Origin of the sequence: Ignisphaera sp., assembly GCA_038831005.1 — an archaeon.
Taxonomy (GTDB): domain Archaea; phylum Thermoproteota; class Thermoprotei_A; order Sulfolobales; family Ignisphaeraceae; genus Ignisphaera.
Genome location: JAWBKZ010000004.1, coordinates 19,313 through 46,213, shown reverse-complemented (window position 1 = coordinate 46,213; position 26,901 = coordinate 19,313). Strand labels below are relative to the sequence as shown.

Sequence of the window (26,901 nt, the reverse complement as noted above, 5' to 3'; positions counted from 1 at the left end):
TTCATTGCCAGATAATATCATCTATGACGTATGAATCTAAACTATTTATATTTCAGTTATTGTGTCTCATTTAAATTTAACTATAGGTCCCTTAATACATGTTGTAAAAGCTCTGAGATGCATTTATAAACTGTAATAAGAGTACTTATACAGTGGGATTGTTGTTTAGGTGAGATTTTTGTGGCTCTATATAGGCGAAGAGTTCAGAAAATAGGAAAAGCAACATTTATAATAACTCTACCAGTTTCATGGGCAAGAGAGGTAGGGCTTGAGCCAAGATCTGAGGTATTTCTTGAAGTTTTGCCTGACATGTCTTTACGAGTATATACATCGGTTAGAAGAACGGATAGAGATATTGAAACTCTGATTACTATAGATGAAAGGTACAACGAGCATGATGTTGCTCGTGAAATAATTGCTTATTATATTGCTGGGACTTCTATGATAAAGTTATTGTATAGTGGGGTTAGTAGATCTATAGTAGATAGAGGAATAGACATTGCTAGGGATAGACTTATAGGGCTTGAGGTTATAGATGAAGATGTTGATACTATTACCCTACAAATTGTTGTAGATCCTAATCTAAGCGATATTGAAAGTGTTGTAAAGAGACTTAAGAGGATAGCTATATCTATGCATAGAGATATCATTCTCTATATGATGAAGGATATTGATTCATCAATTCTTGAATCAGTTATTTCTAGAGACAATCTTGCCGATAAACTGTATCTTTTAGCTCTTCGTCAGTTAACGCAAATTCTTAGAGATCCCCATGAAATGAGTAAAAGAGGTATAGATCATATCGAAGCTGTGCATAGAGTTATGTTTATAAAGAGTCTAGAAAGGGTGGCGGATCATGCTGTAAATATTGCTAAGACTGTCAAGTTAGTTAATTCAATTCCTAAAGATATTGTAGAACTTTATAAAGAGACTATTGAAGTCTTTGACCTGATGTCTGATGCATTTATAGCTATGGATAAACTAAAAGCCATAGAACTGGTTAAACGTGTAGAGAAACTTAAGGTAACAGATGAGGAGATAAGAAAGAAAATAGTTATGGATAAATCATTAGATCCCTACTTAACAAGATTATTAGACACTATTTCAAGAATTGTGGCTAGAACAATAGATACAGAAGAAATAGTTATAGACATAAGTTCTATAAAGTTGCTGAAAACATGATATGCATCAAGCCAGGAATACTATTCAATCCGACTCATTTTCATTTCATTGAGGCGCTCAACCAGTTTATTTATACCTTCAAATGTAGGTGTACTTCTGTAGTTACTTAAAGTACGTCTAAGTTCTGGGTAAAGTACCATCAGTATTTTGGCTATTCTCGAGAAAAGTTTCCTACCCTCTGAGTTAAGAACTAGGTTTTTGTCAAAGTATTTCTCTTTGTTATTTACGAGTTCATCAATCAATATATCTACTTCTTTAATCATCAACAACTTTCGTCTATTTTTGGGATCCACATTAACATACCTCTATCTCTATAGGATGTATTAAAATATTTAATTTTTATCATAAAGATGATGTGTTGGGTGTATATTATGAAGCTTCAGAGATTTAACGTAAGATATGGGAGAACTGTTGTATATTTTGGTCCAGAGTCTTTTAAGAACCTAGAGAATGTTATAAATAGATACAAGCGTGTCTATGTGGTTACGAGTAGGAGCGCGGCAAAAGTGAGTGGAGCACTTGGAGATATTCTATCTATTTTAAGTAGCTATAATATTGAATACGAAATTTTTGATAAGATTGAACCAAATCCCATGCAATACATTATAGAGCAATTAGCAGATGAACTAATTGAGTTTAGTGCGGAAGCTGTTATCGGTATAGGTGGAGGAAGCGTTATAGATTCGGCAAAGATTGCTTCAGTTCTATCTATTTGTGGCGGAAATATTAAAGACTATGTGTATGGAGTTAGACAGATCCATGGAGCTCGACCTATTATAGCTGTCAATCTAACGCATGGCACAGGTTCTGAGATCAATAGATATGCTGTTGTAACTATTGATGCTCCAAGAACAAAATTTGGAATAGCATCTGAATATCTATATCCATTAGCAAGTATTGATGATCCACGTTACACTCTTTCGTTACCTCAAAAACAGATAGTATATACAGCTCTAGATGCCTTCTACCATGCTTATGAAGCCGCTACAGGTAAAGATACATCACCTTTTGTACTTACTCTGGCTGAAGAGATAACAAAACATGTAGTCAATTGGCTACCCATAGCCATTAAAGATCCTAATAATATTGAGGCTAGATACTGGCTTCTCTATTCATCCATGTTAGCAGGTATAGCTATAGATAATAGTCGTGCCCACATAATACACGCTATAGAGAATGTGTTGAGTGGGATCAACGTAAACCTTCCACATGGTGCTGGTCTAGCCATTCTAGGTCCTCAAGCGACTATCTATATACATAGAGCTGTACCAGAATACTCATATAGAGTTCTGAGATACATAGATTCCGGTATAAGACCTTCAAGAGATGATGCAGAAAAAGTTGGCAAAGCTATAACAGAGTTTCAACAAATGTTAGGCCTTAAAGAAAAGCTAAGTGATTATGGTTTCAAAGAAGAAGATGCTGATACTGTTGTAGATGCTGTTTTTAAAGCACTAGGCTATAGCTTAAGGCTTGTACCCTTTAATGTAAGAGAAGATGATATTAGAGATATATATCTTAAATCTATATAGCTAGGGATAAAATAGATTGAGAGTACTCTACATAGGAAATTTAACTCTAGACAAAATAGGTGAAAGACTTAGAGTAGGTGGGTCAGGTTACTATGGTGGAAGAGCTTTAGCGGCATATCTAGATGTAGAAACATACATTCTTACTAATGTTGACGAAAATTATAGAGGACTTGTTCTAGGTTTACTCAATAGCTATGGTATAAAGGTATTTGAGATAAAGTCCAATAGTATGCCTATATTCATTATAAATAGTGGAAAAGCTGTAGAGTTTCAAGGAACATCAAGTAAAATCTCTAAAGAAGTTATAGAGAGTTATTTAAAAATGGGAGAATTCAATATAGTAATTATTGCGCCAATAATGAGAGAAACCGATATAGATTCCATATACTTGATTATTGAGGATTTTAGTCGATCTACAATTAATGTGGTAGCTCTCGATATTCAGGGATTTGTTAGAAATATTAGAGACAATAGAATTACTTGTGAATGGATAGAAGGTTTAGAACTTATGCTGCCGTATATCGATATAGTTCACGGCAATATTAAGGAGTTTTGTTTTGCTAAAGAAGAACAGATGGTTATTAAGAGTATCAAAGAGCTTAGTACCACATTAGATACAGCATTTCTAGTTAGTCTCGATGTTAGAGGAACATATCTAGTCTATTCAGGAGAAGTACTTTACATACCTTCATTATCCGTGAATACTGTAGATGAGGTAGGTGCTGGTGATGTTCTTCTAGCAGTGACATCGTATTATAGAGCTAGAAACGAAAATATATTGAGTTCATCTATAAAGGGGATCATCGCGGCTTCACTTAAGGTTGAAAATGCTTATAGAGATTGGTTTGATAGAGAGACTATAGAGTCTATAGCACAAAGTCATGAAAAAATGATTAAGGTTATCAGTATATGAATAAGAAAGAAGTAAGTACTAACAGAATTGTTAGGGAAATTCTATCCAGAAAAGATCCTGCTGGATATTATGTAGTTGTAGCGATCAATAGTACTGAATTGAAAGAGATACTAAACAGATATAAATATGGAGATATTATTGTTGAAGATATTGGAGGTATCACCATAATTAGAAGTAAAACTAGAAAAATTGTAGAACTACTTACACGTGAGCTAGTATCTAAAAAGCTTCTAGCTGATACTTAAACAGTATGTATCTGTATGGATATTCTCCTCACATGGTTATGAACAGATCTTGTTTCAAGAAGATATATATCGTCATCAGGTGATAAAACTAGAGAACCATCCATAATAGGAACTGCGATATTTGTTGAAATCAATGTTGATATCAGATGTGCATATGCATTACCGTGTCTCCAGCCATTGAATGGAATAAGTCTACAGATGAAATTTAGAAAATCTTTATACATTCCTCTACTAAGTACTACAAGGGCTGGTGTAGCTCCTTCAACAGATAACCAAACCAATCCTATACTAGCTTTACATTCACGAATAACCTCTTTGACTGCATATGTTATAGGATGTAGAACCATTGGCCCGTAGGTTCTAACCTCAACTATCTTTGAATAAACCTTCAAGAACAATCACCAGAGACTTTTCTCCACTAATTCTAGAAACATCAATAAATACTATCTTCTTAAATTGACCAAGGAAAAGAGAGTTATTGACTATAGGCACAACAACGCTTTTACCCAACAATATACTGCAGAAACCACCATCCATGCAGCCAATTTTTTTCAAAAATTCTTCAAGATCTGCCAGTAATTCAGGTTCATATTCTATCTCTACTACACTACAACCTTTTTCATTTGTATAAACTACAGCTAAACCTTTACGGAGATTATTTTTATAAACGAGTTCCGCTATATAGGCAGTTACATCCTGAGCACCATAACCAGAGCTCTCTAATGAGATTCTATAGATTCTAATATCCATAGACTACACCATTCACACAAAATCATGTAGCCCAGCCTATATTAGGCTATCATAAAACATGAAGTGTATAAGGATTACATCTATATGTGACTTTAGCATCCTTTAAGCTTCTATCTCTTTTCCTATCAATGATTCTAGAAATGCAATCCTCTTATATATTGGCGGATGTGTTGAAAGCATCTCCTCAAAACCTACTAACGATTCAGCTAAAGAATATATGAATAATGGTTTGATCTTGCTATCGGCTATAAGTTTTCTAGCACCAGTAGATCTATAGAATTGATCAAGAGATTTCAAAGCACCTATCATGGCAAAAGGCGAGGTAACCTTAGCCCCATGCGCATCAGCATAGTGCTCCCTTAATCTCGATAGAGATAAGACAGCTACCTGCAGCAAAATGCTTACAACAATAAGTACCACACCCACTATCATAAACAGCATTCCTCCTCCAGATCTTCTTCTTTCACCACCATCACTATACCTATCCACGAACCCAATATATAGGAGGAATCGACCTACAAAGTATATCGTTGATGGAATTAAACCAAATAACATTATAACAGCATTATCTCTATGCTTGTGGTGTCCAAGTTCGTGACCAATTACAGCTTCAAGTCCATCTCTACTAACGGTTTTAAAAAGACCTGTTGTGATAGCTACATATCTACCCATTAGAGGCGATGAATAGGCAAAGGCGTTAGGAATAGGCATTTCAGCAACAACAGCCTTAGGAGGTTTCATACCAGCTCTAGTAGCAACTCTATCAACAATCTTCTGAAGCTGAGGATCGTATCTGCATCTATACATGACATTGATTATAGCTGGAGCTACAAGCCATGAAATAAGAGACGGTATTAAAGCGAAAAGAATCGCTATGATAAACAATGTGGTAGCTAGTTGGTAATCAAGTAAGTATGTTACAAACATAAATACGAATATAGCTCCACTTATAACAGCAAGAGATGTCGAAATCATAGACGCTTTAAGATGATCCAGATCTATGGGAATTCTCTTTTCAATAAATCTACCTATACCTAGGCCGATCAATATAAGTACAGTTATCGAGAGACCGTAAACAACTATATCGATAATCCACCACATCCACCAGAATCTAAACGGATAGAGACCTATAGTTTCAGCAACTCCCGGAGCTAGTAGCGATAGAATTATCTGTATAACAACTAAAGTAAATACTACCAGCAACAACATACTAAGGATTAACATGATTTTTCCACGAACTATCATAAGGTTCCCGGAATATGGTCTACAGATTGGTGAGAAATTAAGCTTAACGTTGTTTATCTGGAATATCAGTATAAATTTTGTCGATATACACTATATACTGGTTATAAACATGGATCTGAAGTGTATTCAAGAGTATATAAAAAAAGAATACCTTGAGAGAGACAGCGCAAGAGGTCTTTATGCTACATTTACGTGGCTTATTGAAGAGGTAGGTGAATTAGCTGAAGCAATTCTAAATGGCGATAAAGAGGGTATTGAAGAAGAGATAGCAGATGTTATTGCATGGACCTTAAGTATAGCTAATTTACTTAATGTAGATGTTTCGAAAGCATTTAAAAAGAAATACAGTGGTTCAAAGATATGTATCTCAGATGTAGATTAATGTGTAAGAGATATAACATGTTGTTACACTTGACGTAGTACTTAAAACATTTATATTTCTTAGTGTAAGTAGTTTAAACATCTTTAAACATCATTACATAAAACTTATATATGCGGATCCAATACTATTTATTTGGTGATAAAAATGAAGGTGCTGATTCTAAGCGATAAAGATGTATCAGACATAATGGATATGAGTAGAGTCATAGAACTTATGGAGATAGTTTTTCGTGAAAAAGGATTAAAAAGAGTTCAAATGCCACCAAAAGTATATCTATTCTTTGATAAATATCAAGGAGACTTAAGGGCTATGCCTGCCTACCTAGAATCGCTAGATATAGCTGGGGTGAAGCTTGTGAATTCACATCCAATGAACCCCGATGTCTATAAACTTCCAACGGTTATGGCAACAATACTGCTCTTCGACCCAAAGTCAGGTAAAATTCTATGTATAATGAATGGAACATGGATAACAGGTGCGAGAACAGGTGCGACAGCTACGGTAGCAACGAAATATCTAGCTAATCCTAATGCAACCTCTATAGGGATAATTGGTGCAGGATTCTTAGCAAAATTCCATATAGAGGCCTTTTCAAAGATTGTAGATATGGAAAAGGTGTACATATATGATGTAGTTAAATCAAAAGCAGAAAAATTGGCTAAAGAAACAGAAGAAAAGCTAGGAATAAAAACAATAGCTGTTGACACTCCTAGAGAGGCTATTGAACCTGTAGATGTATTAGCTACACTAACACCAAGTAGAAAACCAATAGTAAAAAATGAATGGGTTCATGAAGGAATACATATAAACGCTATGGGAGCAGATGCACCAGGAAAACAAGAGCTAGATCCAGAAATACTAAAAAGAGCAAAAATAGTTGTGGATGATATAGAACAAGCAGTACATAGTGGAGAAATAAATGTGCCTATATCACAGAAGATAATATCTGTAAAAGACGTATATGCTGAACTAGGGGAGATAGTTGCAGGAATAAAGAAAGGTCGAGAAACAGATAAAGAGATAACAATATTCGATTCCACAGGATTAGCAATACAAGACGTAATAGTGGCACACTACATCTATGTAGAAGCACTAGAAAGAGGTAGAGCACAAAAAATCAGTTTATGATGAATTTAAGAACCTAAACAGAGACTAAAGCATATCAAGAATTAAGAGAATGAGTAAATCGTTAGTTGAAGATCTATCTACAATAGTAAAAAGACTTAATATTTGTATTGAACTTAGATAGGAGATGGATCCTTGGGGTTCTCGGTACCACCGGTATGAACTATACTCACTCTTATGATCGACATCAATAATGCTATAATCATGATTATTATTGGGAGATATCTGGTTGATTTAATTAGTATGCTGATTTCTCTTTTTTGCATCTGCTGGCACCAAATCTCTGTATTATCTAAATGGAGTATTATGTGTTAAAGTACAAAGATTCTTTAGGTGCTTGATCTAGAAACTTAATTATCTTGATGCTCCATGATCTCGTAATTTTGAAGCACTTATAAAGGAGTTCTAACAGATATTTTTAAGTAGTAGTGTAGTTATATATTGAAGAGTTTGGATGTGTGATATTTTGACCATAGTTAGACTCAGCAAGGTAGCTGAAAAGAAGCTCTCGAAAATTCTAGAGCATCTTTATGTATCAAGTGTTTTAACGTCTTCAGAGATTCTCAGAGAATTGAGAGATGAAGGAATAGTTAGATACAGAAAGACAAAATATGTCAAGAGTTTCTTTAAATTCATTGATAACATGGGTGTCTCTCTCATACCCGATCTTCTTATTCACAAACTTAGGTTAAAGGGTATTGCTATTATTACTAAAGTCAAGAAAGTAAGAAAATGCAACGGTCTCGCCAATGTGACTACATCAATACCTTTTGTTAGATCCGTTGTCCTATCTATTCCTAACATAGTCATGATATCCTTGTATGTTCCCGAGAATATGGTTAATATCTATAGGAATTATGAAGGTGTTAGAGGTATTGATGTAAGTACATATCTTTATGAGTATGTTATCAGATCTAAACCATTGCCAGAGTATTTACTTAGAGCTATTGAAGGACCTATAGAAGATATCGTCAATAGTAAGTCATTTGAATCATGTTTTAGTAAACCGCTATTTCTACCAAGTGACTGGGATGGAAAACCAAAGATAGATGGTCTTGCGCTAAGTGTACTAGACGCACTTCTGATAAATCCTACACTTACACTTAAAGAATTATCTGAAATTCTTGGTAACAAGTTCAGTAAAAAGTTTGCACTACAGAAAACTAGGAAAGCTGTTAATAGAGCCTCAAAATTTATTTTTGGATACAGGGTAGCTATAACAAAAACTGCCTACATATCGAATCTAAAGATGGGCATCGTTATTGATGGTGTAATTGATCCACAAGCTCTATGCTTATCTATAGCTAGGCATCCACTCATGATTGCTTGTAGCTGGTGCAACAATAGTAAAAAGGTTATACTTTATCTATCTCTACCTGAGGGCGGGATTTCAGAATTTAAGAATAATTTGCTTTGGTTTCTTGATCAATTAAAGGGATACATTGTTGATTCTTTTGAATATATATTTGTAAAAGGCTACACAAGTGTTGTTAATATTCCTTATACGGAGTGGGTTCCTTCGATAAAGTCCTGGAAGTATGTTGAAGATCCTATACCTATAATTTTAAATCATTTAAGAAGTTCTGAGTGTATTGAGATCTAGCTTATTTTTCATCAGTCCTGAGATCTCTTCTTTAAATGTATTTGGATCACAGATAAATAGCTCCGTCCATTGATCAAGATCACACTCTTCATTAATAGCGGATAAAAGTGGCTTAATGAATAGCAGCTTGATTATGGTTTTGGTCTCCATGATATTATTTGTATAATTGGAAACAATGTTTATGAGTTTTTCTGGATCTAGTAGTAAGAGATCTATACATTTTTTACCATAACTTTTTAGACATAATGAGTTCAAAACATGTAGAAAACCTGGTGCAGTTTCTGATGTCTCTCTTTCTATATCCTTAATCAGTTTCTTCTTCATAAATATATCTACCTCAATGAATTATGTAGTACGGTATCTGATATATGTGAAGATAGTGGGTTATTTCATGATTAGATCACAAAATTTATAATCTCTGTATTACATATATTATTCAATTCAAGATTAATTGAAATAAATATGTAATTAATAATACGATAATCCGTATAGATCTCATTAAGATATTCTTAGTACTGGTGAGCCTTTTGTTTTTGCCATTTTTAGGTCTCTCAAGGCTTTATTTACATTATTTAATGTATAGCTTTGGATATGTATATCTATTGGATGTAATTTCACTATTTCTAGAAGCTCTTTTACATCTGCTCTAGTAACGTTTGCAACGCTTTTCAATTCTTTTTCTTGCCAAATATGTTTTAAATAGTCTAGGTTTACATCAGTTTGCTTTCTTATAACATTTATAACAAGTTTTCCCCCTCTATCTAGAACCTCTAGAGCTCTAGCAACTGTTTCTCCTACTGGTGTAAAATCTATTGCTCTATTTATTTTCTTTGGAGGATCTTCTTGAGGATTTCCTACCCAGTCTGCTCCAAGTTTTTTAGCCAGATCCTTATGGTGATCACTTCTCGTAAATACATAGATTTCTGAAGAGGGATACAGTTTTCTAGCTATCTGTATAACTATGTGTGCTGATGATCCAAAGCCAAACAATCCTAGTCTAAGCCCGTCAATCATTTGGACAAGTTTCAAAGCTCTATAACCAACAGCACCTGCACACATAAGTGGAGCGACATATTCATCATCTAAATTCTTTGGTACACGGTACATATAGTTGCTATATACAGCTACATATTCTGCATACCCCCCATCTATATGACATCCAATAGCTTTGAATTCTTCACATAAATTTTCTTGCCCAGATCTGCAGTAGAGACATTGATTACATGTGTGTCCTATCCATGCTATACCAACTCTATCACCTATACTGAATTCATTCACATTTTTACCATCATCAACAACTTTGCCAACAATTTGATGCCCGGGTATATCAGGCAGTTTACATTTAATTCTTCCCTCAATAATATCTATATCCGTATAACACATACCACATACAGATACCTTAACTAAAGCTTGATCAAAGTTTATGATGGGATCATCTACATCGTCTATAGACAGAGGTTCTTCAATCCATGGAAGCTCTGGATATCTTCTGCTGCATCCTTCAGCTTTAATCTCTACGTTATTTCTGAGTACTGCAGCCTTCATAGATACCCCTTATGCCTGATCTATATCTCTACTACTCTTTTAATTTGTTTATTTCCTCAATTATTCTTCTATACGTTGGGGGCTCTCTTTTTCTAGAAACAAATTCTACAACTACATGTTTAACCTTATGTATAGCCTTTCTGATTTCGTTCTCTACAATCTTGCTAACTGTTTCCAAATCCTCTACCTCTATGTTTTCATTAATTTCGACCTCAAGTACAACAAGGTATTCATTCTCGGTTAGCATGATAGCTTTAAGCTCATTAACGTCAGCTACATTAGGTATGAATAAAACTGTGTTAAGTATTTTTAAGAGTTCTTCTTTAGGTGGAGCTCTACCTATGAGAACTAAGAAGTATCTATAACCAAGTACTATGGACGAGATCAAGAGTATTATAGAAACAATAACGCCACCTATACCATCAACAAAGTTATTCGCAGTCACAACAGATGTAAATGCTATAATGCTTCCAAAGAAATCTACCATACTATCTACAAAGGTACCTGTTGTTACAGGGTCAAAATCATTTTTGGAAGCTATTGAGATCATCATGTTAAAGCTGTTGAGGATTAAAGCTATCAGAGCAAATACTATAGCCTTGCTACTCGAACTAAGGATTCCATCATGAAGTAAGACTTCTATAGACTTTATAAACGATATGGAGAAAAGGAAGCCACCTATAATAGATATGGATATCAAACTAAACACGTAGAGAGCCCTACTCATACCGAACGGATACGCTATACTACTTCTCTTCTTTTTTGAGAGTATTAAGCCAAATATTAGGAAACCTAGACCTATACAGTCACCTAAATCGTTAAGAACATCTGCAAAAAGTGAAATTGAGTGTGTATCAATAAAGCCCAGGATCTTGAATGTTAATGTGGCGAGATTTACTGAAAATGATATGTATACAACATGCATATTAGTAGAGTACCTCAGATACACAAGATCAAGTAAGGTTATTAATACTTAGTGCACCTAGTTTTTAAGCTAATTGCTTATCAACAAAACATACAAACAATCGTAGACCTTATTGTTTATATAGATCTATATACATGTAAACGTCATATATATAGATCTATATAAACCTTACCTATTGATCTATATTATTCTTATAGAAATCGCTTTTGTTCTAAAGACCTTTTGCATAAATATGGTGACATAATTGTTTTCACTCTTAATGGTTGGATTAGCTCTGTCAGCAGCAATAGCTTGGTCTATCGGTGGTAATGATACAGCAAACTCTATAGATGCTATTGTTGGTGGAGGGGCTCTTGATGTAAAGAAGGCTATGGCTTTGTTTGCTGTATCTCAAGCTGTTGGAGCTATTGTTCAGGGCTATATGGTTATGAAGACTATTGGTAGAGGTGTTGTTCCAGATATAGATGTTGTTGAGGCTGTAGCAGCAACTTTAGCAACCTTTATATGGATAACTATAGCAACTCTCAAGGGGGTACCAATATCTACGACACATAGTGTTACTAGTGCTGTCATAGGTATAGGTATAGCCAAATGGTTACAAGGCGGTCTTATGTCCATAAAGATTGATGCCGTTTTAAAGATTATAATTAGCTGGATTTCATCTCCTTTAGCATCAATAGCTTTAGCAATACCTCTCTACAATCTCTTTAGCCGGATATTTAGTCGATGGTCTATAGACAACAGTATAGCTAAGGTCATTCTCATATTTGTTACAACTTTTTCTGCATACTCCTTTGGTGCAAACGATGTTGGTAATGCAACAGGTGTTTATGTAACTATTACAAGCAGGTACCTCGGAATACCTGATACTGAGACTATGAGACTTCTCGCGATATTTGCATCATTCTTTATAGCATTAGGGGGGTTTACTGTCGGTAAAAAAGTTGTAGAGACTCTGGCTTTCAAGATTACGAGACTCGATATACCTATGGCTCTGGCTTCTGAAGCCTCTAATGCTTTAGTTGTATGGATTTTCACAACACTACCGTATATACTGTTTGGCTATGGATTACCTATATCAACGACATACGCAACAGCAGGATCCATAATAGGCGTAGGCATAGCCAAGAATAGAGGCCTTAGGGGAGTAAACGTGAAAACCATAGTATTCATAATGAGTGCCTGGATCTTAACATTGCCTTTAGTAGCTTCGGCAAGTATAGCTATATACTTTCTTATTAAAACCTTTATATAGGTGCCGTAATGTGACGTTTTGGAGCTGGATATCTATGAGAAGAAGAAAAGAGATACTCGAAATGTATGTAAGACACGTTGATAAGGTTATAGATGTGGTAAAACATGCAGAAAAGCTTATAGAAGCTCTAGTTGAAGGAAGTGAAGAGGGAGTTTTAAGGGAATGGCAAAATGTTTTTGAATCAGAAAGAAGAGCTGATGAATCCAAAAGGAGTATTTTAGCAGAATTGTCTAGAGAGATATTTCATCCAATAGATAGAGAAGAGCTCGTGAGATTAATAATAATGACTGATGATATAGCTGATTATGCTAAGGCATGGAGTAGAAGAGCAGCACTATATGCACCAAACAGAATACCAAACGATATAGGTAAGAAACTTATATCAATGTCTAGAAAAGTTCTAGATGCTGTAGACTTAATCAAACAGGCTGTAGATACTTTAGCTAAGGATCCTAAGAAAGTTCTAGAAATAGCTAACTCTATAGAATCTCTAGAAGAAGAGGTTGACGATATTAGACATGATCTATTCAAATCTGTACTTAGTTTCTGCAATAATACACAGCCCTCACAGTGCATATTGATTAAAGAAGTCATGGACTCTATAGAGAGTGCAGCAGATAAGTGTGAAGATGTAGGAGATCTGTTCAGAAGAATAGCACTTCTATCAATATAAACCTGTAGTTCAATAATATATTTATTAGTACCTATATATTGTTCTAATACATAAGTACATAAGAGTTAACATATGATGCTGTAATAATGACGTTTTATATCTCTAACTCTTGGAAGGAGATTGAATATAGACTATGGGAATTAACGATGTACCTCATCTTTTAATTTCTTGTAATTGGCGATACACACTTTACGAGATTTGATAAAAACAATGATACTGTTTATTAAATTATGTACATCGCAGAGTATCTAAGAAACGACTTTATTGGTATCCAGTACACTAATCCATTTACAAGGTACGGTATCGCTAGATTTATTTAGTGATATACATACTATGTTTATTGATACACATAGCGAGTTAGAGGATTTTGAAACATGAATATGATTATTTTCTACAATAGTATATTTTATAGACATAAACCACCTCAGGGTATTTACCATCCTGAGAATCCCAAACGTTTAGATATAGCATTGAATGGAATTAGAGCTAACGATCTTTGGGAACATATAAAGAATGTTAATGTTGTTGAGGATAGGTATCGTAATTACAAGTTGAGGATACATAGTGAAGACTATATAGCTCTAATTGATAATTTCTGTAGTAGCGGAAACGAGGGTTTTATTGACAGTGATACTTATGTATGTAGAGACACCTGTGCTGTAGCTAATTACGCTTCATATCTTTCTGCACACGCAATGGAGATAGCTTTAGACACTAAAGGAACATTAATTTTTGTTCTTGCTAGACCTCCAGGTCATCATGTAGGTCTGAATGGTAGAGCTATGGGCGCACCTACACAAGGGTTCTGTGTATTCAATAATATTGCTATTGCAACAACGTATGCTCTAGATAAAGGTTACAAACCTGTAGCCATAATTGATATAGATGTTCATCATGGAAATGGTACTCAAGAAATATTCTGGGAGGACCCAAACGTAGTACATATAGATGTTCATGAACATGGTATATATCCTGGGACTGGCTATAGTAATGATCTTGGTGGTGGAGAAGGTTATGGGACCAAGATAAATATACCTATGTCTTCGTTTAGTGGTGATAATGATTATATCTATGTATTTAAAGAGATAGTTTCTCAACTAATCTACAACATAAAGCCCAAGGTATTGGCTATTTCAGCAGGATTTGATGCTTATAAAGATGATGGATTAGCATCCATGGAGTTAACGGAGAACTTCTACAAATTCTTTGGATCAGTAATCAGTCAGTTTGTTAAAGAGTTAGGGATAAGTGCTATAGCTGTTCTGGAAGGCGGATATAGTATAGGTTTGGAGAGAGGATTACCGGCACTACTGAAAGGATTCGTTGAGCCAATAGATATAAATATTGAAACAGCTGAAGCATCTAGAACAACAATATATACAGTAAAGAGTATGCGAAACATTATTAAGGATTTCTACAAGCTTTGAAGTTCTCAATAACATATTCTCTAGAAGTTCATTAACCTTATAGCCAATCTAACCCCTTAATAAGTTAGTAAGTTTCATTAAACCTATGGGGTAGATATTAGTGAAGAAAGAGAAAACAGTTTTATTATTGATTAGCGACACCCATATACCAGAAAGAGCCTCAGAAATCGATGTCAAAATCATCAATCATATTAAACTAAGTAGGTACGATATTGTTGTTCATGCAGGTGATTTAACAGAAGAGTATGTCCTAGACCAGATAAAACATTTTGGAAAATATATGTATGTAGTTCAAGGCAATATGGATTACCTAGATTTACCTGAGGAAGAGGTTTTCGATATATATAGTATAAGGTTTGGAGTTGTTCATGGTGATCAAGTTAGACCTAGAGGAAATATAGAGGCTCTTTCAACAGTAGCTAGAAGACTTGGAACATCGATATTAATATCAGGACATACACATTATCCATTCATATCACTTGATTCTGCAGGCATTCTACATATTAATCCAGGTTCTGTAACTGGAGTATGGGGAGGTGGTGGAGGTACAATGCTTCCATCATTTATAGAATTAGAGGTATATAGTGATGGTACAGTAACGGTAAAGCTCTACGAACTTATAGGTGACAAGATTGAACTAAAAAGAATTGAGAACTACAGATTCACGTAACGTAAGGTTATAAGCTATGAGAGATGACGGGACATAATTGACCATAAAAATACTATATGCAGAGAATATATACATCCATCTAGGTATAAATGCTTAATTTCATAATCTTTATTTTATGTTAATTTAAAATATTTTAAAATATTTTAGATAATCCTTAGACTCTGCAAGAGCGCCAAAAGTACCATACTACTTTCCTCTAGCTAAAGGTATCTCGTCAAGTTCCTCTGGAGGCTAATAATTATATGCCTTAATTACTTTGAAGGATATCGTAAATAAATCATCTACTATAGCTCTTCTAATGTTCGTTTGTTGAAGTATAGAGAGAACGTCTATAGAATTGTTTTGTCTTTAAGACAAGGATTCCATCTTTAGTGTGGTCGTAACAGCCATGTTCGTAGATTGATATTGGTTCATATATCCTTTCATACTCATTATCAAAGGCTACAGCATGATGATCACATAGTGTCTCACCATAACAATGTCTGATGGATATTTTAGATACTTTATTTATATTTGTTTCAGAGATTTTTGATATTGATGTCTCCATTCTATTGATATCGATAAAGACATAATTTCGGAAGCGGGAGTAGTTATAGCAGTAGATCTTAATGAACAACCGGCCAAAATTATCAAACTTAACTCTAGCATGTTTTGTAACGTATAGTGTTATTAAGAGTTCTTAATGGGTATCTGGTGATGATGCTATGGGTCGAGCGGTTAATTTCCTCTCTATTTAATGGCATGATAACTGTTATTCTGTAGTTACGCTTTTTAATTTTCTTTAATAGATAAAGATGTGACTATATGTTCTTTACATATGTTCGATGTATATGGTACTAATGTTATAGTTATTCCAAGTGTAAGATATTGTTACATCTAATTTTACTTTTTCTATCGTATCTATTTTATTCGTTCTATCAATAGTTATACAATTCATGAATTATCAGATTGTGTTTAGACAATAACAGTTCAGCTATCTGTACAGTATGTGTTCCAGAATCAGAATTATATTTTGAGTACAGGGTAAAGTTTAGGGTGTTCAGCATTTTGAATAAGAAGATTAAGCTCACTAGAATAGCCATGAGGATATATATGCATTTAGTAAGAAGCAAAGAACCATTAGGTGTCAGAGAAATAGCTAGAGCACTACATCTTTCACCAAGTACTGTTCACTATCATTTGAAGAGATTAGAAGAATTGAGTCTTATACAGAAAGAAGGTGATGGCTATAGAGTTAAAGAGATAGTAAATCCTGAAGAATTTGTGATTATAGGTAGAGCACTTGTACACAGACTAACTATATATTCATTCTTCTTCTTGGGAATAGATATAGGTATAGTAATATCATGTATAATTCATGGGATCAATATTGATAGGGTAATAACGTTACTGATCTCATCTATAGCTTTTGTACTTTTATTTATTGAAGGATTAAATTATTCGCGACGGCATCAGGAATAAGCTTTTTAATTACCTTAAATCTATCTAGATGCTAAAAAGTTACTTTAGTTCTGGTGAGAAATATTGATGAATTATGTACCAATAATACTTGTCTCTATAGTTTCATCTATAGTAACAATGGTATCAGCAGTCTCATCTATAGCTATTGAAAAAAAGTTCGGATTCTTGTGTAGAGATGTACATAAACCTTACGAACATTTTGTTCCATGTATAGGGGGATTCGCGCTCTATCTAGGATTTTGTATTGGTCTGTATTTGATGCTCTTTTTGAACATGATTGACTCTAAACTGTTTATTGTATCAATGCTTTCTTTATCTATTGCAACACTTTTAGGTTTTCTAGATGACATTATTGGTTTGAGGTCTAGGTGGAAGATAATTCTAGGTTTACTACCCGCGGTACCAATACTAATGTTAGGCTGTTATGTGCCAAGACCTTGGCTACCTTTCATAGGTTACACACGAATACATATTGTATACCCGTTACTGATTCTTTTATCTTCTACCATATATGTTAATGGCGCAAATATGATAGATACTCATAACGGAACCTTACCTATGTTCGTACTTACAGTTAGCTTATTTGCATTTCTATTAAAATTGTTTATACGTGCGGAATTCCAGGACATATACATTGCTCTACTTATAGTAGTTGTTATAATATCATATCTAGTGTTCAATATATATCCAGCAAAACTATTCAATGGGAATACAGGCTCACATCTCTTAGGCTCATTACTATTCCTTATTACCGTACTCCTTAGATTAGAGTTCTTTGTGGTATTAGCCTCGATACCTATGTTCTTAAACGGTTTCTACTATGTTTCATCTGTCAGAGGATTCATACAGAAAGAAAAGATAGATAGGCCCACATATGTAGATAGAAATGGTTGTATCTATCCAAAGTTAGGGGTACATCAATTAACATTTGTCAAGATTTTATTGATATTTGCGAAAAGCTCGTTTAACGAAAAAGAGCTTATTACCATAATGTATTCGATATATCTATTTACATCATTCTTAAGTTTTATGATGTGTATTCTTCTAGGTTACAGCTAGCAATAAGTTGCTAATCTGCTCATTTTCGATATAATGAATACTGTATTGCATTAGTAAGTAGTTTACGTAAGATCACCACAAACACAAGTAATTTCATGGATAAGTCTATGTAGCTCTTCTAATCCTAGAAGATTTTTTGCAGATATTTTTGGTATTCTGGTGACTTTAGTGTACATAGCTATAGTGTTCAGTATATTGCTCATCATCTCTCCATATACACCTTGGCCCATCAAATGTTTAGTAATAGTATCTACATCGCTAATTATATCTCCAACTATTTTATCCACATTAGCTATATCGATTTTATTTATAACCGGAATAACATCCACACCAAGTCGGGTCTGTATTGCTACTGTCATTATTGCTAGGAATGCATAATCTTCGTAGCGTTTCATAACCTCTGCATCAGTAACAAATATTGCCACAACATGTCTAAAGTATTTCTTCAAGCTATTCATAAGTTTGTAAGCTATATCTCTAAAGAGGAATATTTCCATTTGGCCAGGTGTATCAATGAGTATAAATTGATTATCAATATCTTTAAATACATGTATTATATCGTCTATTTTACTAGATATGATGTCCATGGACTTAACAAGAGCACCATTGGGTCCTAGACGGTATTCTTTTGAGATTCTATCTATATTAATTATGATCCGTATATCATAATCATGCTCGTAGGGAATAAAGATTGCTGCGGGATCAAGATTAACTTTATATGTCTTGTAGCCAAATTCTCTATAGAGCCATTTAGAGTAAGCGTAGACAGTAGTAGATTTGCCTGAACCTGCAGGTCCAATAAATACAGCTATAGTTTTTGTTGTCATCTATATCACAGTAACTCTTATTACTTGCTCAGCTTATTTCGTTTGCATATGAGGAACATAATGCTCTAGCATGTTGAAAGTCTATAACTTATGTATATCAGAGAGCGAAAGCTTTTTGTATCTGTTAAAAGAAAAGTAGGGAAAGTATAATAGTAGCCGACACATGAGTGAAGTTTATGGATCTTATTGACGAGAATGAATATATATCACGTAAACACCTTATCTCTAATGAGAGTAAGGGTTTTGTTCTCGTATTCGATAACGGTATAACTGTGTCAATCAATGGCTTTTCTAAAAATGGGAACAGAATAACTGAAGACATTCTCGATGAAATTGCTGCAGCTATAGTAGCTATTAAAATGTATATGAGTTCTAAATCTAATGGAAAAGATCGGAATGGTTATAGTACTAGAAATGGTAATGGCAAACAGGGTAACAACCATCTATGGTATAGATCTTGGTTAAATGAGATCACAAAGGGATATGATATTAATCCTTATAGAAGATCTGTCTTCTTTGATCAAACTTTATCATGATTCTAAATAATGATTATAAGGCACAGAAGTAGCAAGTTAATTAAGCTGAATATTTATAGTTGATGGTTTGTTTCTGTAGATTGGTGAGAAATATAGGAGCACCGATATTAGCTGTTCACTTAGGTGCTGGTGATTGGAGTATAGACAATGGTCTGAAAAACAGACTTGAGAAACTCGTTCGAGACGCTCTAGAGGAAGGATATAGAGCTGGATTAACGGGCTCTGGTATAGATATGGTCGTTAATGCGATAAGTGTACTTGAGGATTCAGGTCTAGTTAATGCAGGTTTAGGTAGTACAGTAGATATTTCAGGAAACATATCTATGGATGCAGGTATAATGTATAGCGGTAACAGTAAAGCTGGTGCTGTTGCTTATGTCAAATATCCGCGCAACCCCATTAGGTTAGCAAGATATGTTCTAGAGAATACTGATCATGTGTTAATAGTTGGTGATGCTGCAGACACTCTTGCAATGAAGTTAGGTTTAGAAAAACATCCAGGTCCGCTAGAGAGGGCTATGAAAAGGTACAGCGAAATTGTTGAAAAGATAAGGAAAGGAGTTATCGAGAGGAGGTTCTATGAAAACTCAATTAAGTTGTGGATAAAGTTAGGATTTCTAGATACTGTAGGAGCTATAGCTAAAGACAAGTCGAATGAATTTGCCGCGGCTACAAGTACTGGTGGTGTTTTTCTAAAACTACCTGGAAGGGTCGGCGATTCTCCTATACCAGGAGCGGGATTCTATGCAAAGAGGTGTGGAGCTGCTGCAGCAACAGGTATAGGAGAATACATAATAATGTCATTTTTATCGTTTAAGGTGGTTAATGACATTTGCAGCGGTATTGTAGTTAAAGAAGCTGTAGACCATGCTATAGCACTTATATCAAATAATTATGGAATGGGTACAGTAGGTGTTATAGCTATGGATAAGGATGGAAATATCTATGGCAATCACAATACTAAGGCTATGCCCTGGGGTTATATAGATTCCAATAAGAAATTACATATATTTGTGTGATTTGTATGAGGTGCTAAAGAACTGATTTTACGTGTAAACAAGTTTATCATAGATTTCGACATGGATATTGCCTTCAACAAATTCTCTTGATGTCAATATCTTTAAAGCTATAGGGATAGAGGTTTTAACTCCTTCTATTCTAAACATTTTAAGAGCTTCAACAAGTTTCGTAATAGCTCCATATCTATCGGAACTTATTGCTATAACCTTAGCTATCATGGGGTCATAGAAAGGTGGTATGAAAGTCCCAGGCTCAAGCATATGGTCAATCCTTATGCCTTCAATATTTGGAAACTCAACATAACTTACTGTACCTGGCGATGGCATTCCTTTCTCAAAATCTTCAGCATATATTCTAACCTCTATCGCATGGCCATTGAATTTATATACGTTACTCTTTATTTCGAGCTCTCTTCCTTCAGCTATCCTTATCTGCTGTTCAACTATATCAATACCTGTAACCATTTCCGTAACGGGGTGCTCTACCTGTATTCTCTTATTAACCTCAATAAGATAGAAGTTTCCATTACAATCTCTAAGGAATTCCATGGTTCCAGCATTTACATAACCAATATGCTTCATAAATTTAATAGCATATTCATAAAGTCTCTCGCGATCTTCGTGGGTGACGATAGGTGATGGAGCTTCTTCAACAACCTTCTGGTATCTTCGTTGAATACTACATTCTCTCTCTCCTAGAGCAACGATATTCCCGTGGATGTCGGCTAAAATCTGTAGCTCTATATGACGTGCATACGGAATATATTTCTCCACATACACTTTGTTAGATCTGAATGACGATTTCATTTCTTCAACAGCTATATCGAATAACTTCTCTAATTGTTCTAGACTATTAACTAGTCTTATACCTCTACCACCACCTCCTCTATCGGCTTTTATGAATATGGGATAACCTATCTCTTCAGCTATTCTTTTTGCTTGGGCCATATCTACAGGTTCTAATGATCCAGGAACCACTGGTATATTGAGTTTATAAGCAATTGCTCTAACCATGGATTTTGATTCCAACAGCTCTATAACTTTAGATGGTGGTCCTATCCAGACTATGCCGCTATCTTCAACCGCTTTAGCAAATATAGAGGTCTCTGAAAGAAATCCATAGCCAGGGTGGATAGCTGAAGCATTACTCTTTTTAGCTATTGAGATAATCTTATCTACATCAAGATATGAGTAAGGATCAGAGCCAAGAAAATAAACTTCATCAGCTAATTTAGTGTGCATAGCATTTGAATCTGGTTTTGTGTAAATAGCCACCGTTTTTATTCCAAGTTTTCGACACGTTCTTATAATTCTGATAGCTATTTCTCCTCTATTAGCTATCAACAGTTTTTCTATTCTATTCATTAAAATTACCCTATACACATATGCGTTGAGCCGAATAAATAAAGCTATCTACATTATAACTTCTACAGCTCTAGTACAGTACAAGGCGATGGTACGAAAATCTGCATCTCTTCGATATTTTCAAAAAGACTTAGATCTATAGGTAATGGCAATCTGTAAAAGTGTATAGGAACAAGGATCTTGATACCGGCTTTGGAAGCTAAATGTATGGCATCTCTATAGCTACTATGCCCATAATTATGCACAACATCACTATAACTAGAGACCTCATGTATAAGGACATCACAGTTCTTAACAAAATCTATCAATAGCGGGTTATAGATGGTATCACCACTAAAAGCTATGCATTTATTGTCAACATTTACTTTAATGGAAATAGCTTGAACAGTATGCAGAGCTTCTATAGAGTTCAGTACAAACTGGTAACGATGTACACTATCTCCTGGTCGAATTTCCGTAAACTTTACATAATCAACAAGATACCCCATACCAACACTGTTGAAGAGCATCTTTAGAGACTCTATAACATCATATATAGATATTATTTCTATATTCTTTCTACCTTTATGAAGAGCCATCAAGACTAATGTGGGTATACCTAGGATATGGTCACCATGTTTATGTGTGATAGCAATTAAATCTATGTCTGTGATGTCATAGCCGCATTGTCTTAAAGATCTGTAAGTACCTTCACCAGCCTCGATGAGAATTCTTTTATCTCCGGATTCAATAATTAATGAAGTGTATCCTAGGAACGGCTCTGAAATCCATCCACCTACACCTAAAAACACTACATGTACCACTTATCACCACCTATGATGAAACCTTAGATAATATTTCTAAACCAATTTCAGTTATCATGTATAAGATTCTTCTACCGTCTTTACCAATAACCTTTACTAAACCCAGATTCTCTAGGTATTTTACATGATGATATAGTGTTTGAAGAGTTAGTACGTATCCTCTTTTCCTAAGTTCTCTCCATATACCATACATATGGATTTCGCCTAATTCATAGAGAATCCTAAGGATTTCTCTTCGGATTTCATTTATATAAATATCTTCTCTCTTTATTAGGTATCTAATATCATTCTTTATGTTTGTATTATTTGAAAGAATTCTATACAGTACGTAAGGATCTTTCGATGGACTACCACTAAGTACCGTAACGACTCTCTCATTGACACTAATAACGCCGTTCTCAATTGCCTTAACCACACCTGCTAAACTAGCTACACCTACAGGATCTACAAATACCCCTTCTTCAGTAATAAGCATGTATAAGGCTCTAAGTATATCGTTCTCGTCAACTTCCACCATAATACCCATATTCAAGATCCTTTGAATAAGTTTTGAAGCTAACGGTTTTTCAATAGCTAGTTCAGATAACATAGTCTTCGACATCTCATCAAGCAAGCTTTCTTCATTAATGTATCTTACTTTGGTTAGGAGTATCTTTGGCGATTCAATACATAAATTCTCGCTAACTTCATTAACACCTTTGTATATGGCTGATGCTAGAACACCATCGCCTACAGGTATTGAAATCCAATCAACATCATCTTTAAGTATAGATAGAATTTCAAACACAATGGTTCTATAGCCATCGATAACTGTTGGTGAAAGTGGTATGGATAGATAATGATTTTTCTGAGTAGACTGTTTTATAGCCTTATCTAGGGCTTTACCATAGTTCTCGGTAAAGACTATTGATGTATTTGTTAGGGCAAGTCTATATACTTTCCAAGATTCAATGTTTCTAGGTATGAAATGTGATGTTTCTATGCCTCGTACACATGCATATGAGGCTATAGAGATAGAGTAGTCGCCAGGCGAGGCTGTAACTAATGATTTGAATTTATTTTCATATGCAAATTGTACATCAACGGCAGCTCCGCGATCAATAAACGTATTATTTGGGTTAAGCGATTCATTCTTTATGTAAATCTTAATGCCTAGTTTCTCACACATGTTCTTGGCTTCTATTAAAGGAGTCCATCCCTCTCCTAGACTTACACCAGCATCTCTTGTTGGTAATAAGCGACGATAACTCCATACACCTTCTACAAACAGATTGAGAGCACTATCAAGGTATTCCCTGAATTTCTCTCTACCGATATCGTATACGAAAAATAAAGGAGAACCACAGCCTCTACATAACTTCAATATAATATTATCATATTCTTTTCCGCATATAGAGCAAACAAGGTTAAGCATACTGTTGATACCCTCTTGATACTGAGTAGGAAATCTTATAAATGGTTTAACTAAAATGAATTTAGTGAGGCAAAAAATCTCTGCAGATGTTCTTATATAGATAATCTATGCATTCTTTCTTAGTATACAGGATAACTGATGACTCCTTTAATGCAACTTACTCACTTGATACCTAGATAACCAGTTAGATTAAATCTTTTCAGATCTCCTTTAGATTCTAAACTCAACAACTTCTTCTTCAGTCCGTCAGCTCTCTTTCCCATAACAGTATAGCCACCAATACTTCTTATACCGATTACCCTATGACATGGTATGATAATAGGCTTAGTATTTTCCATCAATATCTTGCCAACAAGTCTAGGAGATATTTTAAGCGCTTTAGCTATATCGCCATAGGTTATACCATAACCTATAGGAATAAGCTGAACCAATATGTATACCAGTTCCTTTAAATCACTATAGTCTGCTTTACGGATATGAATACTTCCTTTTTTGAGCTCTATTACGTGAAAAGACATAAGGTTACACTACATCATCTATAATAAATTTACCGTTCTTGTATACCAGATCTCCATCAACATAAACTAGGCCATCCTTCATATCCTTTATCATGTCCCAATGTATGGCAGATACATTTCTTCCACCAGTTCTTAAGTAAGCAGAACCTAGTGCGATGTGAATTGTTCCACCAATTTTTTCATCAAACAGTATCTGTTTGGTGAATCTATCTATACTATAATTTAAACCAAATGCTAGTTCCCCTATTTTCTTTGCACCCTCATCTACTTCTAGAATCTTCTTTAAGAATTCATCTCCCTTCACAGCATAAGCATCAATAACATTACCATTCCTAAACCTTAGTCTTATTCCTTCAACTTCTACGCCACCATAAATAGCAGGATACGTGAAGGTTATATATCCTTCGGCACTATCTTCATGAGGAGCTGTGAATACCTCTCCTCCAGGCATATTGTTTTTACCGTCGTCGTTAATCCACGTTCTACCTCCAACTTTAACAACTAGATCAGTATCTTTAGATACGAATCTAAGTTCATCAACTCTAGAGAGAAGCTTTATCACCTTATTTTGATTATTTGCTTGTTCAATCCATGCTTTAACCGGGTCTTCTTCATAAAGTTTAACAGCTTTAATAACAAATTCCTCAAATTCTATGATACCCATGCCTGCTTCTTGAGCCATAGCTTTTGTTGGATAAGCCGCTACAACCCATCTAAGTTCTCCACTAGCTTCTCTATTCATAAATATCTGTTTAAGTTCTTTAAGTGCTTTTTCTCTAATCTTCCTTCTCTCAGGATCGATGTTCATTAAAGGCTTAGTATGTGTTGGTGAAAGTATTGATATTCTTACATCGATATTTTCCATAATGAACTTATCTATAGGTGATGAATATTCTAGAAGTTCCGTAGGTGCATACTTATAGAATATCTCAGACATTGTATCATCGCTAAGTAAAAACCTAGGATGGGCTCCACGTTTAATTGCCTCTTTATACAACTCAATAACTAGGGGATAAGCCTCTACAGACGATATTATCACAACCTCGTCCAGTTTCCCGATATTCACACAATAATCAACTATAAGTTTCGCATATTTATTCCACATATCGATCACGTTCAACATATTTTTAGTTTCTTGGAGAAATATAAATGAAGTAGATCCTCATTTAATGAATACGTAGGATAATAGACATGGGAAAAATACTCAGACTCATAGAGGAGAAGAAACGAATATCTGCCAAATTAAGTGAACTATTAAGTAGGGAGTCTATAGAGAGAGCTGAAAGAGATCATCATAGCAAGAGGATGCCTAGACCTTGTGGAATAACAATTCATACAGGTATTGGTTGTAGTTATGTTTGCTCCTATTGCTATATATATGACATGGGTTTACCGGTAAAGGTTGAACCATACCCCCTAGAACCCCTGGAGATGGTATATTCTCTATCTATAAATCCCTACGTTATACCTCAAAAAACGTTTGTTGCATATGGATCGGTAACAGAACCATTTTTACCTAAAACAAAAAATCTCGCGCTAGCTTATATAGAGAACGTGTATAAATGGCTCTCACTGCCATCACAAGTATCAACTAAGTGTGTTATAGATGAAGCTCTAGCTAGGGGATTAAAACATGCTGAACCTTGTATAAGTATATTGGTTACATTAACTACCATAGGTAAGTCAAAGATCTTAGAGACTCGTGCTCCAGAACCTATGAATAGACTCAACGGTGTAGCAGTAGCCTCGCGAGCAGGGTTATCTGTTTATCTGTTTATTAGACCTATCATACCAGGGGTTACAGACAAAGAAATAGATAAAATAATAGAACTAGGTGTAGAACACAGAATTCGAGGAGTAGTTTGTGGTTCATTAAGAGTAACGCAACAGATCCTCCATAGATTGAAGAATAAGGGTATAGATATAAGCGAGATAACTATGAGGCTTCCTAAAACACCTAAAACCATGTCTCAGCAGATCTCTATAAAGGTAGACGATATTGTTAGCATTATCGAGAAAAAAGCTCGAGATTATGGTGCAAAATTCTTTAGGACGGCGTGTATGGCTAACGTAGATTCGCATAACGATTATTGTTTCATGTGTTCTCTAGGTCCTTGTGGAAATAGTAGAAAGAGATATGATGTTAACCATAACGATATTGCTGAATACTTAGATTTTATAGGATTGAAGTACAAGTGTATAGATATTAGAAATGATCACATAATTGTAGAAGGGCTTAGAGGATCAACAAAGGTATTTGCTATTGCTAAGCTAACAATATCCTATACATCAAGGACAATGGTTAAAATGGTCCCTATGAATTAGAATCTGATTTTAGGGTGTGCAACTGTTTTAGTGTGCTAGGTTTTTGTAGGTCTCTCTAGGATGCCTAGAGCTCTTGATGCGATCAGATTGGACAAGGTTTAT

At 34.8% G+C, this 26,901-nt stretch carries 31 protein-coding genes; 16 read left to right on the top strand and 15 right to left on the bottom strand.

All coding sequences use genetic code 11. The features are described 5' to 3' along the window. Positions 1-180 precede the first annotated feature (180 nt). Entirely contained in the window at positions 181-1,182 is a 1,002-nt protein-coding gene (locus tag QXK50_05110) for a PhoU domain-containing protein (GenBank protein MEM2008542.1), read from the top strand. 20 nt (positions 1,183-1,202) lie between these two features. On the opposite strand, the gene QXK50_05105 is transcribed toward QXK50_05110, so the two are convergent. Beyond that, complete coding sequence (locus QXK50_05105) at positions 1,203-1,475, bottom strand: hypothetical protein (GenBank protein MEM2008541.1); 273 nt, start codon at positions 1,473-1,475, stop codon at positions 1,203-1,205. A gap of 78 nt (positions 1,476-1,553) precedes the next feature. Here QXK50_05105 and QXK50_05100 point away from each other — a divergent pair, with 78 nt between their 5' ends. The 3 genes from QXK50_05100 to QXK50_05090 are packed head-to-tail and all read left to right on the top strand — an operon-like array spanning position 1,554 to position 3,872. Then, positions 1,554-2,714 carry an iron-containing alcohol dehydrogenase gene (locus QXK50_05100; protein ID MEM2008540.1) on the top strand — a complete coding sequence of 387 codons (1,161 nt, stop codon included), beginning with the start codon at positions 1,554-1,556 and terminating at the stop codon, positions 2,712-2,714. 16 nt (positions 2,715-2,730) lie between these two features. Then, entirely contained in the window at positions 2,731-3,627 is an 897-nt protein-coding gene (locus QXK50_05095; GenBank protein MEM2008539.1) for a PfkB family carbohydrate kinase, read from the top strand. Continuing rightward, the gene (locus tag QXK50_05090) at positions 3,624-3,872 is read left to right on the top strand and encodes a hypothetical protein (GenBank protein MEM2008538.1); all 249 of its coding nucleotides are present in this window, start codon (positions 3,624-3,626) and stop codon (positions 3,870-3,872) included. The genes QXK50_05095 and QXK50_05090 overlap by 4 nt, the downstream gene beginning before the upstream one ends. Here QXK50_05090 and QXK50_05085 read toward each other — a convergent pair. From QXK50_05085 to QXK50_05075, 3 genes are all read right to left on the bottom strand, one after another. Continuing rightward, on the bottom strand, positions 3,869-4,264 hold the full coding sequence (locus QXK50_05085) for a YjbQ family protein (GenBank protein MEM2008537.1): 396 nt from the start codon (positions 4,262-4,264) through the stop codon (positions 3,869-3,871). The genes QXK50_05090 and QXK50_05085 overlap by 4 nt on opposite strands. Beyond that, on the bottom strand, positions 4,239-4,622 hold the full coding sequence (locus tag QXK50_05080; protein ID MEM2008536.1) for a YjbQ family protein: 384 nt from the start codon (positions 4,620-4,622) through the stop codon (positions 4,239-4,241). The genes QXK50_05085 and QXK50_05080 overlap by 26 nt, the downstream gene beginning before the upstream one ends. A gap of 102 nt (positions 4,623-4,724) precedes the next feature. Next, positions 4,725-5,846: a zinc metalloprotease HtpX gene (locus QXK50_05075; protein ID MEM2008535.1), complete on the bottom strand. Its 1,122-nt coding sequence runs from the start codon at positions 5,844-5,846 to the stop codon at positions 4,725-4,727. Between the two features lie 130 nt (positions 5,847-5,976). On the opposite strand from QXK50_05075, the gene QXK50_05070 reads away from it, so the two are divergent. Together QXK50_05070 and ala are read left to right on the top strand one after the other, a co-directional pair. Continuing rightward, positions 5,977-6,249, top strand: coding sequence for a MazG nucleotide pyrophosphohydrolase domain-containing protein (locus QXK50_05070; protein MEM2008534.1), 273 nt, complete (start codon positions 5,977-5,979; stop codon positions 6,247-6,249). A gap of 144 nt (positions 6,250-6,393) precedes the next feature. Then, the gene (gene ala, locus QXK50_05065; GenBank protein ID MEM2008533.1) at positions 6,394-7,377 is read left to right on the top strand and encodes an alanine dehydrogenase; all 984 of its coding nucleotides are present in this window, start codon (positions 6,394-6,396) and stop codon (positions 7,375-7,377) included. A gap of 113 nt (positions 7,378-7,490) precedes the next feature. Here ala and QXK50_05060 read toward each other — a convergent pair whose 3' ends face one another. Beyond that, a complete protein-coding gene (locus tag QXK50_05060; protein MEM2008532.1) occupies positions 7,491-7,640 on the bottom strand; it encodes a hypothetical protein in 150 nt (49 codons plus the stop codon). A 200-nt stretch (positions 7,641-7,840) separates the two neighbouring features. Between QXK50_05060 and QXK50_05055 the strand changes: the two genes are divergently transcribed. Beyond that, entirely contained in the window at positions 7,841-8,977 is a 1,137-nt protein-coding gene (locus QXK50_05055; GenBank protein MEM2008531.1) for a hypothetical protein, read from the top strand. On the opposite strand, the gene QXK50_05050 is transcribed toward QXK50_05055, so the two are convergent. The 3 genes from QXK50_05050 to QXK50_05040 form a co-directional block, all read right to left on the bottom strand. Further along, positions 8,948-9,301 carry a hypothetical protein gene (locus QXK50_05050; GenBank protein MEM2008530.1) on the bottom strand — a complete coding sequence of 118 codons (354 nt, stop codon included), beginning with the start codon at positions 9,299-9,301 and terminating at the stop codon, positions 8,948-8,950. The genes QXK50_05055 and QXK50_05050 overlap by 30 nt on opposite strands. A 174-nt stretch (positions 9,302-9,475) precedes the next feature. Continuing rightward, complete coding sequence (locus QXK50_05045; protein ID MEM2008529.1) at positions 9,476-10,522, bottom strand: zinc-binding alcohol dehydrogenase family protein; 1,047 nt, start codon at positions 10,520-10,522, stop codon at positions 9,476-9,478. Between the two features lie 31 nt (positions 10,523-10,553). After that, on the bottom strand, positions 10,554-11,447 hold the full coding sequence (locus QXK50_05040) for a cation diffusion facilitator family transporter (GenBank protein MEM2008528.1): 894 nt from the start codon (positions 11,445-11,447) through the stop codon (positions 10,554-10,556). Positions 11,448-11,691: 244 nt separating this feature from the next. Between QXK50_05040 and QXK50_05035 the strand changes: the two genes are divergently transcribed. The 4 genes from QXK50_05035 to QXK50_05020 all read left to right on the top strand — a co-directional run bounded on the left by QXK50_05035 (position 11,692) and on the right by QXK50_05020 (position 15,472). Continuing rightward, positions 11,692-12,702: an inorganic phosphate transporter gene (locus QXK50_05035; protein ID MEM2008527.1), complete on the top strand. Its 1,011-nt coding sequence runs from the start codon at positions 11,692-11,694 to the stop codon at positions 12,700-12,702. Between the two features lie 10 nt (positions 12,703-12,712). Further along, positions 12,713-13,375: a DUF47 family protein gene (locus tag QXK50_05030; protein ID MEM2008526.1), complete on the top strand. Its 663-nt coding sequence runs from the start codon at positions 12,713-12,715 to the stop codon at positions 13,373-13,375. A 374-nt stretch (positions 13,376-13,749) separates the two neighbouring features. Further along, positions 13,750-14,802, top strand: a complete 1,053-nt coding sequence (locus tag QXK50_05025) for a histone deacetylase family protein (GenBank protein MEM2008525.1) — start codon at positions 13,750-13,752, stop codon at positions 14,800-14,802. A 100-nt stretch (positions 14,803-14,902) separates the two neighbouring features. Further along, positions 14,903-15,472, top strand: coding sequence for a YfcE family phosphodiesterase (locus QXK50_05020; protein MEM2008524.1), 570 nt, complete (start codon positions 14,903-14,905; stop codon positions 15,470-15,472). 295 nt (positions 15,473-15,767) lie between these two features. On the opposite strand, the gene QXK50_05015 is transcribed toward QXK50_05020, so the two are convergent. Continuing rightward, complete coding sequence (locus tag QXK50_05015; protein ID MEM2008523.1) at positions 15,768-16,019, bottom strand: hypothetical protein; 252 nt, start codon at positions 16,017-16,019, stop codon at positions 15,768-15,770. Positions 16,020-16,519: 500 nt separating this feature from the next. Between QXK50_05015 and QXK50_05010 the strand changes: the two genes are divergently transcribed. Together QXK50_05010 and QXK50_05005 are read left to right on the top strand one after the other, a co-directional pair. Beyond that, the gene (locus QXK50_05010) at positions 16,520-16,933 is read left to right on the top strand and encodes a winged helix-turn-helix domain-containing protein (protein ID MEM2008522.1); all 414 of its coding nucleotides are present in this window, start codon (positions 16,520-16,522) and stop codon (positions 16,931-16,933) included. 66 nt (positions 16,934-16,999) lie between these two features. Continuing rightward, positions 17,000-17,992, top strand: a complete 993-nt coding sequence (locus QXK50_05005; protein ID MEM2008521.1) for a hypothetical protein — start codon at positions 17,000-17,002, stop codon at positions 17,990-17,992. Between the two features lie 62 nt (positions 17,993-18,054). Here QXK50_05005 and QXK50_05000 read toward each other — a convergent pair whose 3' ends face one another. After that, on the bottom strand, positions 18,055-18,819 hold the full coding sequence (locus tag QXK50_05000; protein MEM2008520.1) for an ATP/GTP-binding protein: 765 nt from the start codon (positions 18,817-18,819) through the stop codon (positions 18,055-18,057). 176 nt (positions 18,820-18,995) lie between these two features. Here QXK50_05000 and QXK50_04995 point away from each other — a divergent pair, with 176 nt between their 5' ends. Next, a complete protein-coding gene (locus QXK50_04995; GenBank protein MEM2008519.1) occupies positions 18,996-19,355 on the top strand; it encodes a hypothetical protein in 360 nt (119 codons plus the stop codon). Between the two features lie 83 nt (positions 19,356-19,438). Next, positions 19,439-20,374: an isoaspartyl peptidase/L-asparaginase gene (locus QXK50_04990; protein ID MEM2008518.1), complete on the top strand. Its 936-nt coding sequence runs from the start codon at positions 19,439-19,441 to the stop codon at positions 20,372-20,374. A gap of 27 nt (positions 20,375-20,401) precedes the next feature. On the opposite strand, the gene QXK50_04985 is transcribed toward QXK50_04990, so the two are convergent. The 5 genes from QXK50_04985 to QXK50_04965 form a co-directional block, all read right to left on the bottom strand. Further along, complete coding sequence (locus QXK50_04985; protein ID MEM2008517.1) at positions 20,402-21,739, bottom strand: biotin carboxylase N-terminal domain-containing protein; 1,338 nt, start codon at positions 21,737-21,739, stop codon at positions 20,402-20,404. A gap of 62 nt (positions 21,740-21,801) precedes the next feature. Continuing rightward, the gene (locus tag QXK50_04980; protein ID MEM2008516.1) at positions 21,802-22,542 is read right to left on the bottom strand and encodes a ribonuclease Z; all 741 of its coding nucleotides are present in this window, start codon (positions 22,540-22,542) and stop codon (positions 21,802-21,804) included. A gap of 10 nt (positions 22,543-22,552) precedes the next feature. After that, positions 22,553-23,956 carry a pyridoxal-phosphate dependent enzyme gene (locus QXK50_04975; protein ID MEM2008515.1) on the bottom strand — a complete coding sequence of 468 codons (1,404 nt, stop codon included), beginning with the start codon at positions 23,954-23,956 and terminating at the stop codon, positions 22,553-22,555. A 161-nt stretch (positions 23,957-24,117) separates the two neighbouring features. Then, positions 24,118-24,474, bottom strand: coding sequence for an MGMT family protein (locus QXK50_04970; GenBank protein MEM2008514.1), 357 nt, complete (start codon positions 24,472-24,474; stop codon positions 24,118-24,120). 4 nt (positions 24,475-24,478) lie between these two features. Continuing rightward, positions 24,479-25,579, bottom strand: coding sequence for an aminopeptidase (locus QXK50_04965; protein MEM2008513.1), 1,101 nt, complete (start codon positions 25,577-25,579; stop codon positions 24,479-24,481). 86 nt (positions 25,580-25,665) lie between these two features. Here QXK50_04965 and QXK50_04960 point away from each other — a divergent pair, with 86 nt between their 5' ends. Further along, positions 25,666-26,799 (top strand): radical SAM protein, encoded by a 1,134-nt coding sequence (locus QXK50_04960; GenBank protein MEM2008512.1) that lies wholly within the window; start codon positions 25,666-25,668, stop codon positions 26,797-26,799. Positions 26,800-26,901: the final 102 nt, after the last annotated feature.

Coding starts and splice junctions, on each gene's coding strand:
- QXK50_05100 (MEM2008540.1), top strand. CDS start 1,554: ATGAAGCTTCAGAGATTTAACGTAAGATATGGGAGAACTGTTGTATAT.
- QXK50_05090 (MEM2008538.1), top strand. CDS start 3,624: ATGAATAAGAAAGAAGTAAGTACTAACAGAATTGTTAGGGAAATTCTA.
- QXK50_05080 (MEM2008536.1), bottom strand. CDS start 4,622: ATGGATATTAGAATCTATAGAATCTCATTAGAGAGCTCTGGTTATGGT.
- QXK50_05075 (MEM2008535.1), bottom strand. CDS start 5,846: ATGTTAATCCTTAGTATGTTGTTGCTGGTAGTATTTACTTTAGTTGTT.
- QXK50_05070 (MEM2008534.1), top strand. CDS start 5,977: ATGGATCTGAAGTGTATTCAAGAGTATATAAAAAAAGAATACCTTGAG.
- ala (MEM2008533.1), top strand. CDS start 6,394: ATGAAGGTGCTGATTCTAAGCGATAAAGATGTATCAGACATAATGGAT.
- QXK50_05060 (MEM2008532.1), bottom strand. CDS start 7,640: ATGCAAAAAAGAGAAATCAGCATACTAATTAAATCAACCAGATATCTC.
- QXK50_05050 (MEM2008530.1), bottom strand. CDS start 9,301: ATGAAGAAGAAACTGATTAAGGATATAGAAAGAGAGACATCAGAAACT.
- QXK50_05045 (MEM2008529.1), bottom strand. CDS start 10,522: ATGAAGGCTGCAGTACTCAGAAATAACGTAGAGATTAAAGCTGAAGGA.
- QXK50_05040 (MEM2008528.1), bottom strand. CDS start 11,447: ATGCATGTTGTATACATATCATTTTCAGTAAATCTCGCCACATTAACA.
- QXK50_05025 (MEM2008525.1), top strand. CDS start 13,750: ATGAATATGATTATTTTCTACAATAGTATATTTTATAGACATAAACCA.
- QXK50_05015 (MEM2008523.1), bottom strand. CDS start 16,019: ATGGAGACATCAATATCAAAAATCTCTGAAACAAATATAAATAAAGTA.
- QXK50_05005 (MEM2008521.1), top strand. CDS start 17,000: ATGAATTATGTACCAATAATACTTGTCTCTATAGTTTCATCTATAGTA.
- QXK50_05000 (MEM2008520.1), bottom strand. CDS start 18,819: ATGACAACAAAAACTATAGCTGTATTTATTGGACCTGCAGGTTCAGGC.
- QXK50_04995 (MEM2008519.1), top strand. CDS start 18,996: ATGGATCTTATTGACGAGAATGAATATATATCACGTAAACACCTTATC.
- QXK50_04985 (MEM2008517.1), bottom strand. CDS start 21,739: ATGAATAGAATAGAAAAACTGTTGATAGCTAATAGAGGAGAAATAGCT.
- QXK50_04975 (MEM2008515.1), bottom strand. CDS start 23,956: ATGCTTAACCTTGTTTGCTCTATATGCGGAAAAGAATATGATAATATT.
- QXK50_04970 (MEM2008514.1), bottom strand. CDS start 24,474: ATGTCTTTTCACGTAATAGAGCTCAAAAAAGGAAGTATTCATATCCGT.
- QXK50_04965 (MEM2008513.1), bottom strand. CDS start 25,579: ATGTGGAATAAATATGCGAAACTTATAGTTGATTATTGTGTGAATATC.
- QXK50_04960 (MEM2008512.1), top strand. CDS start 25,666: ATGGGAAAAATACTCAGACTCATAGAGGAGAAGAAACGAATATCTGCC.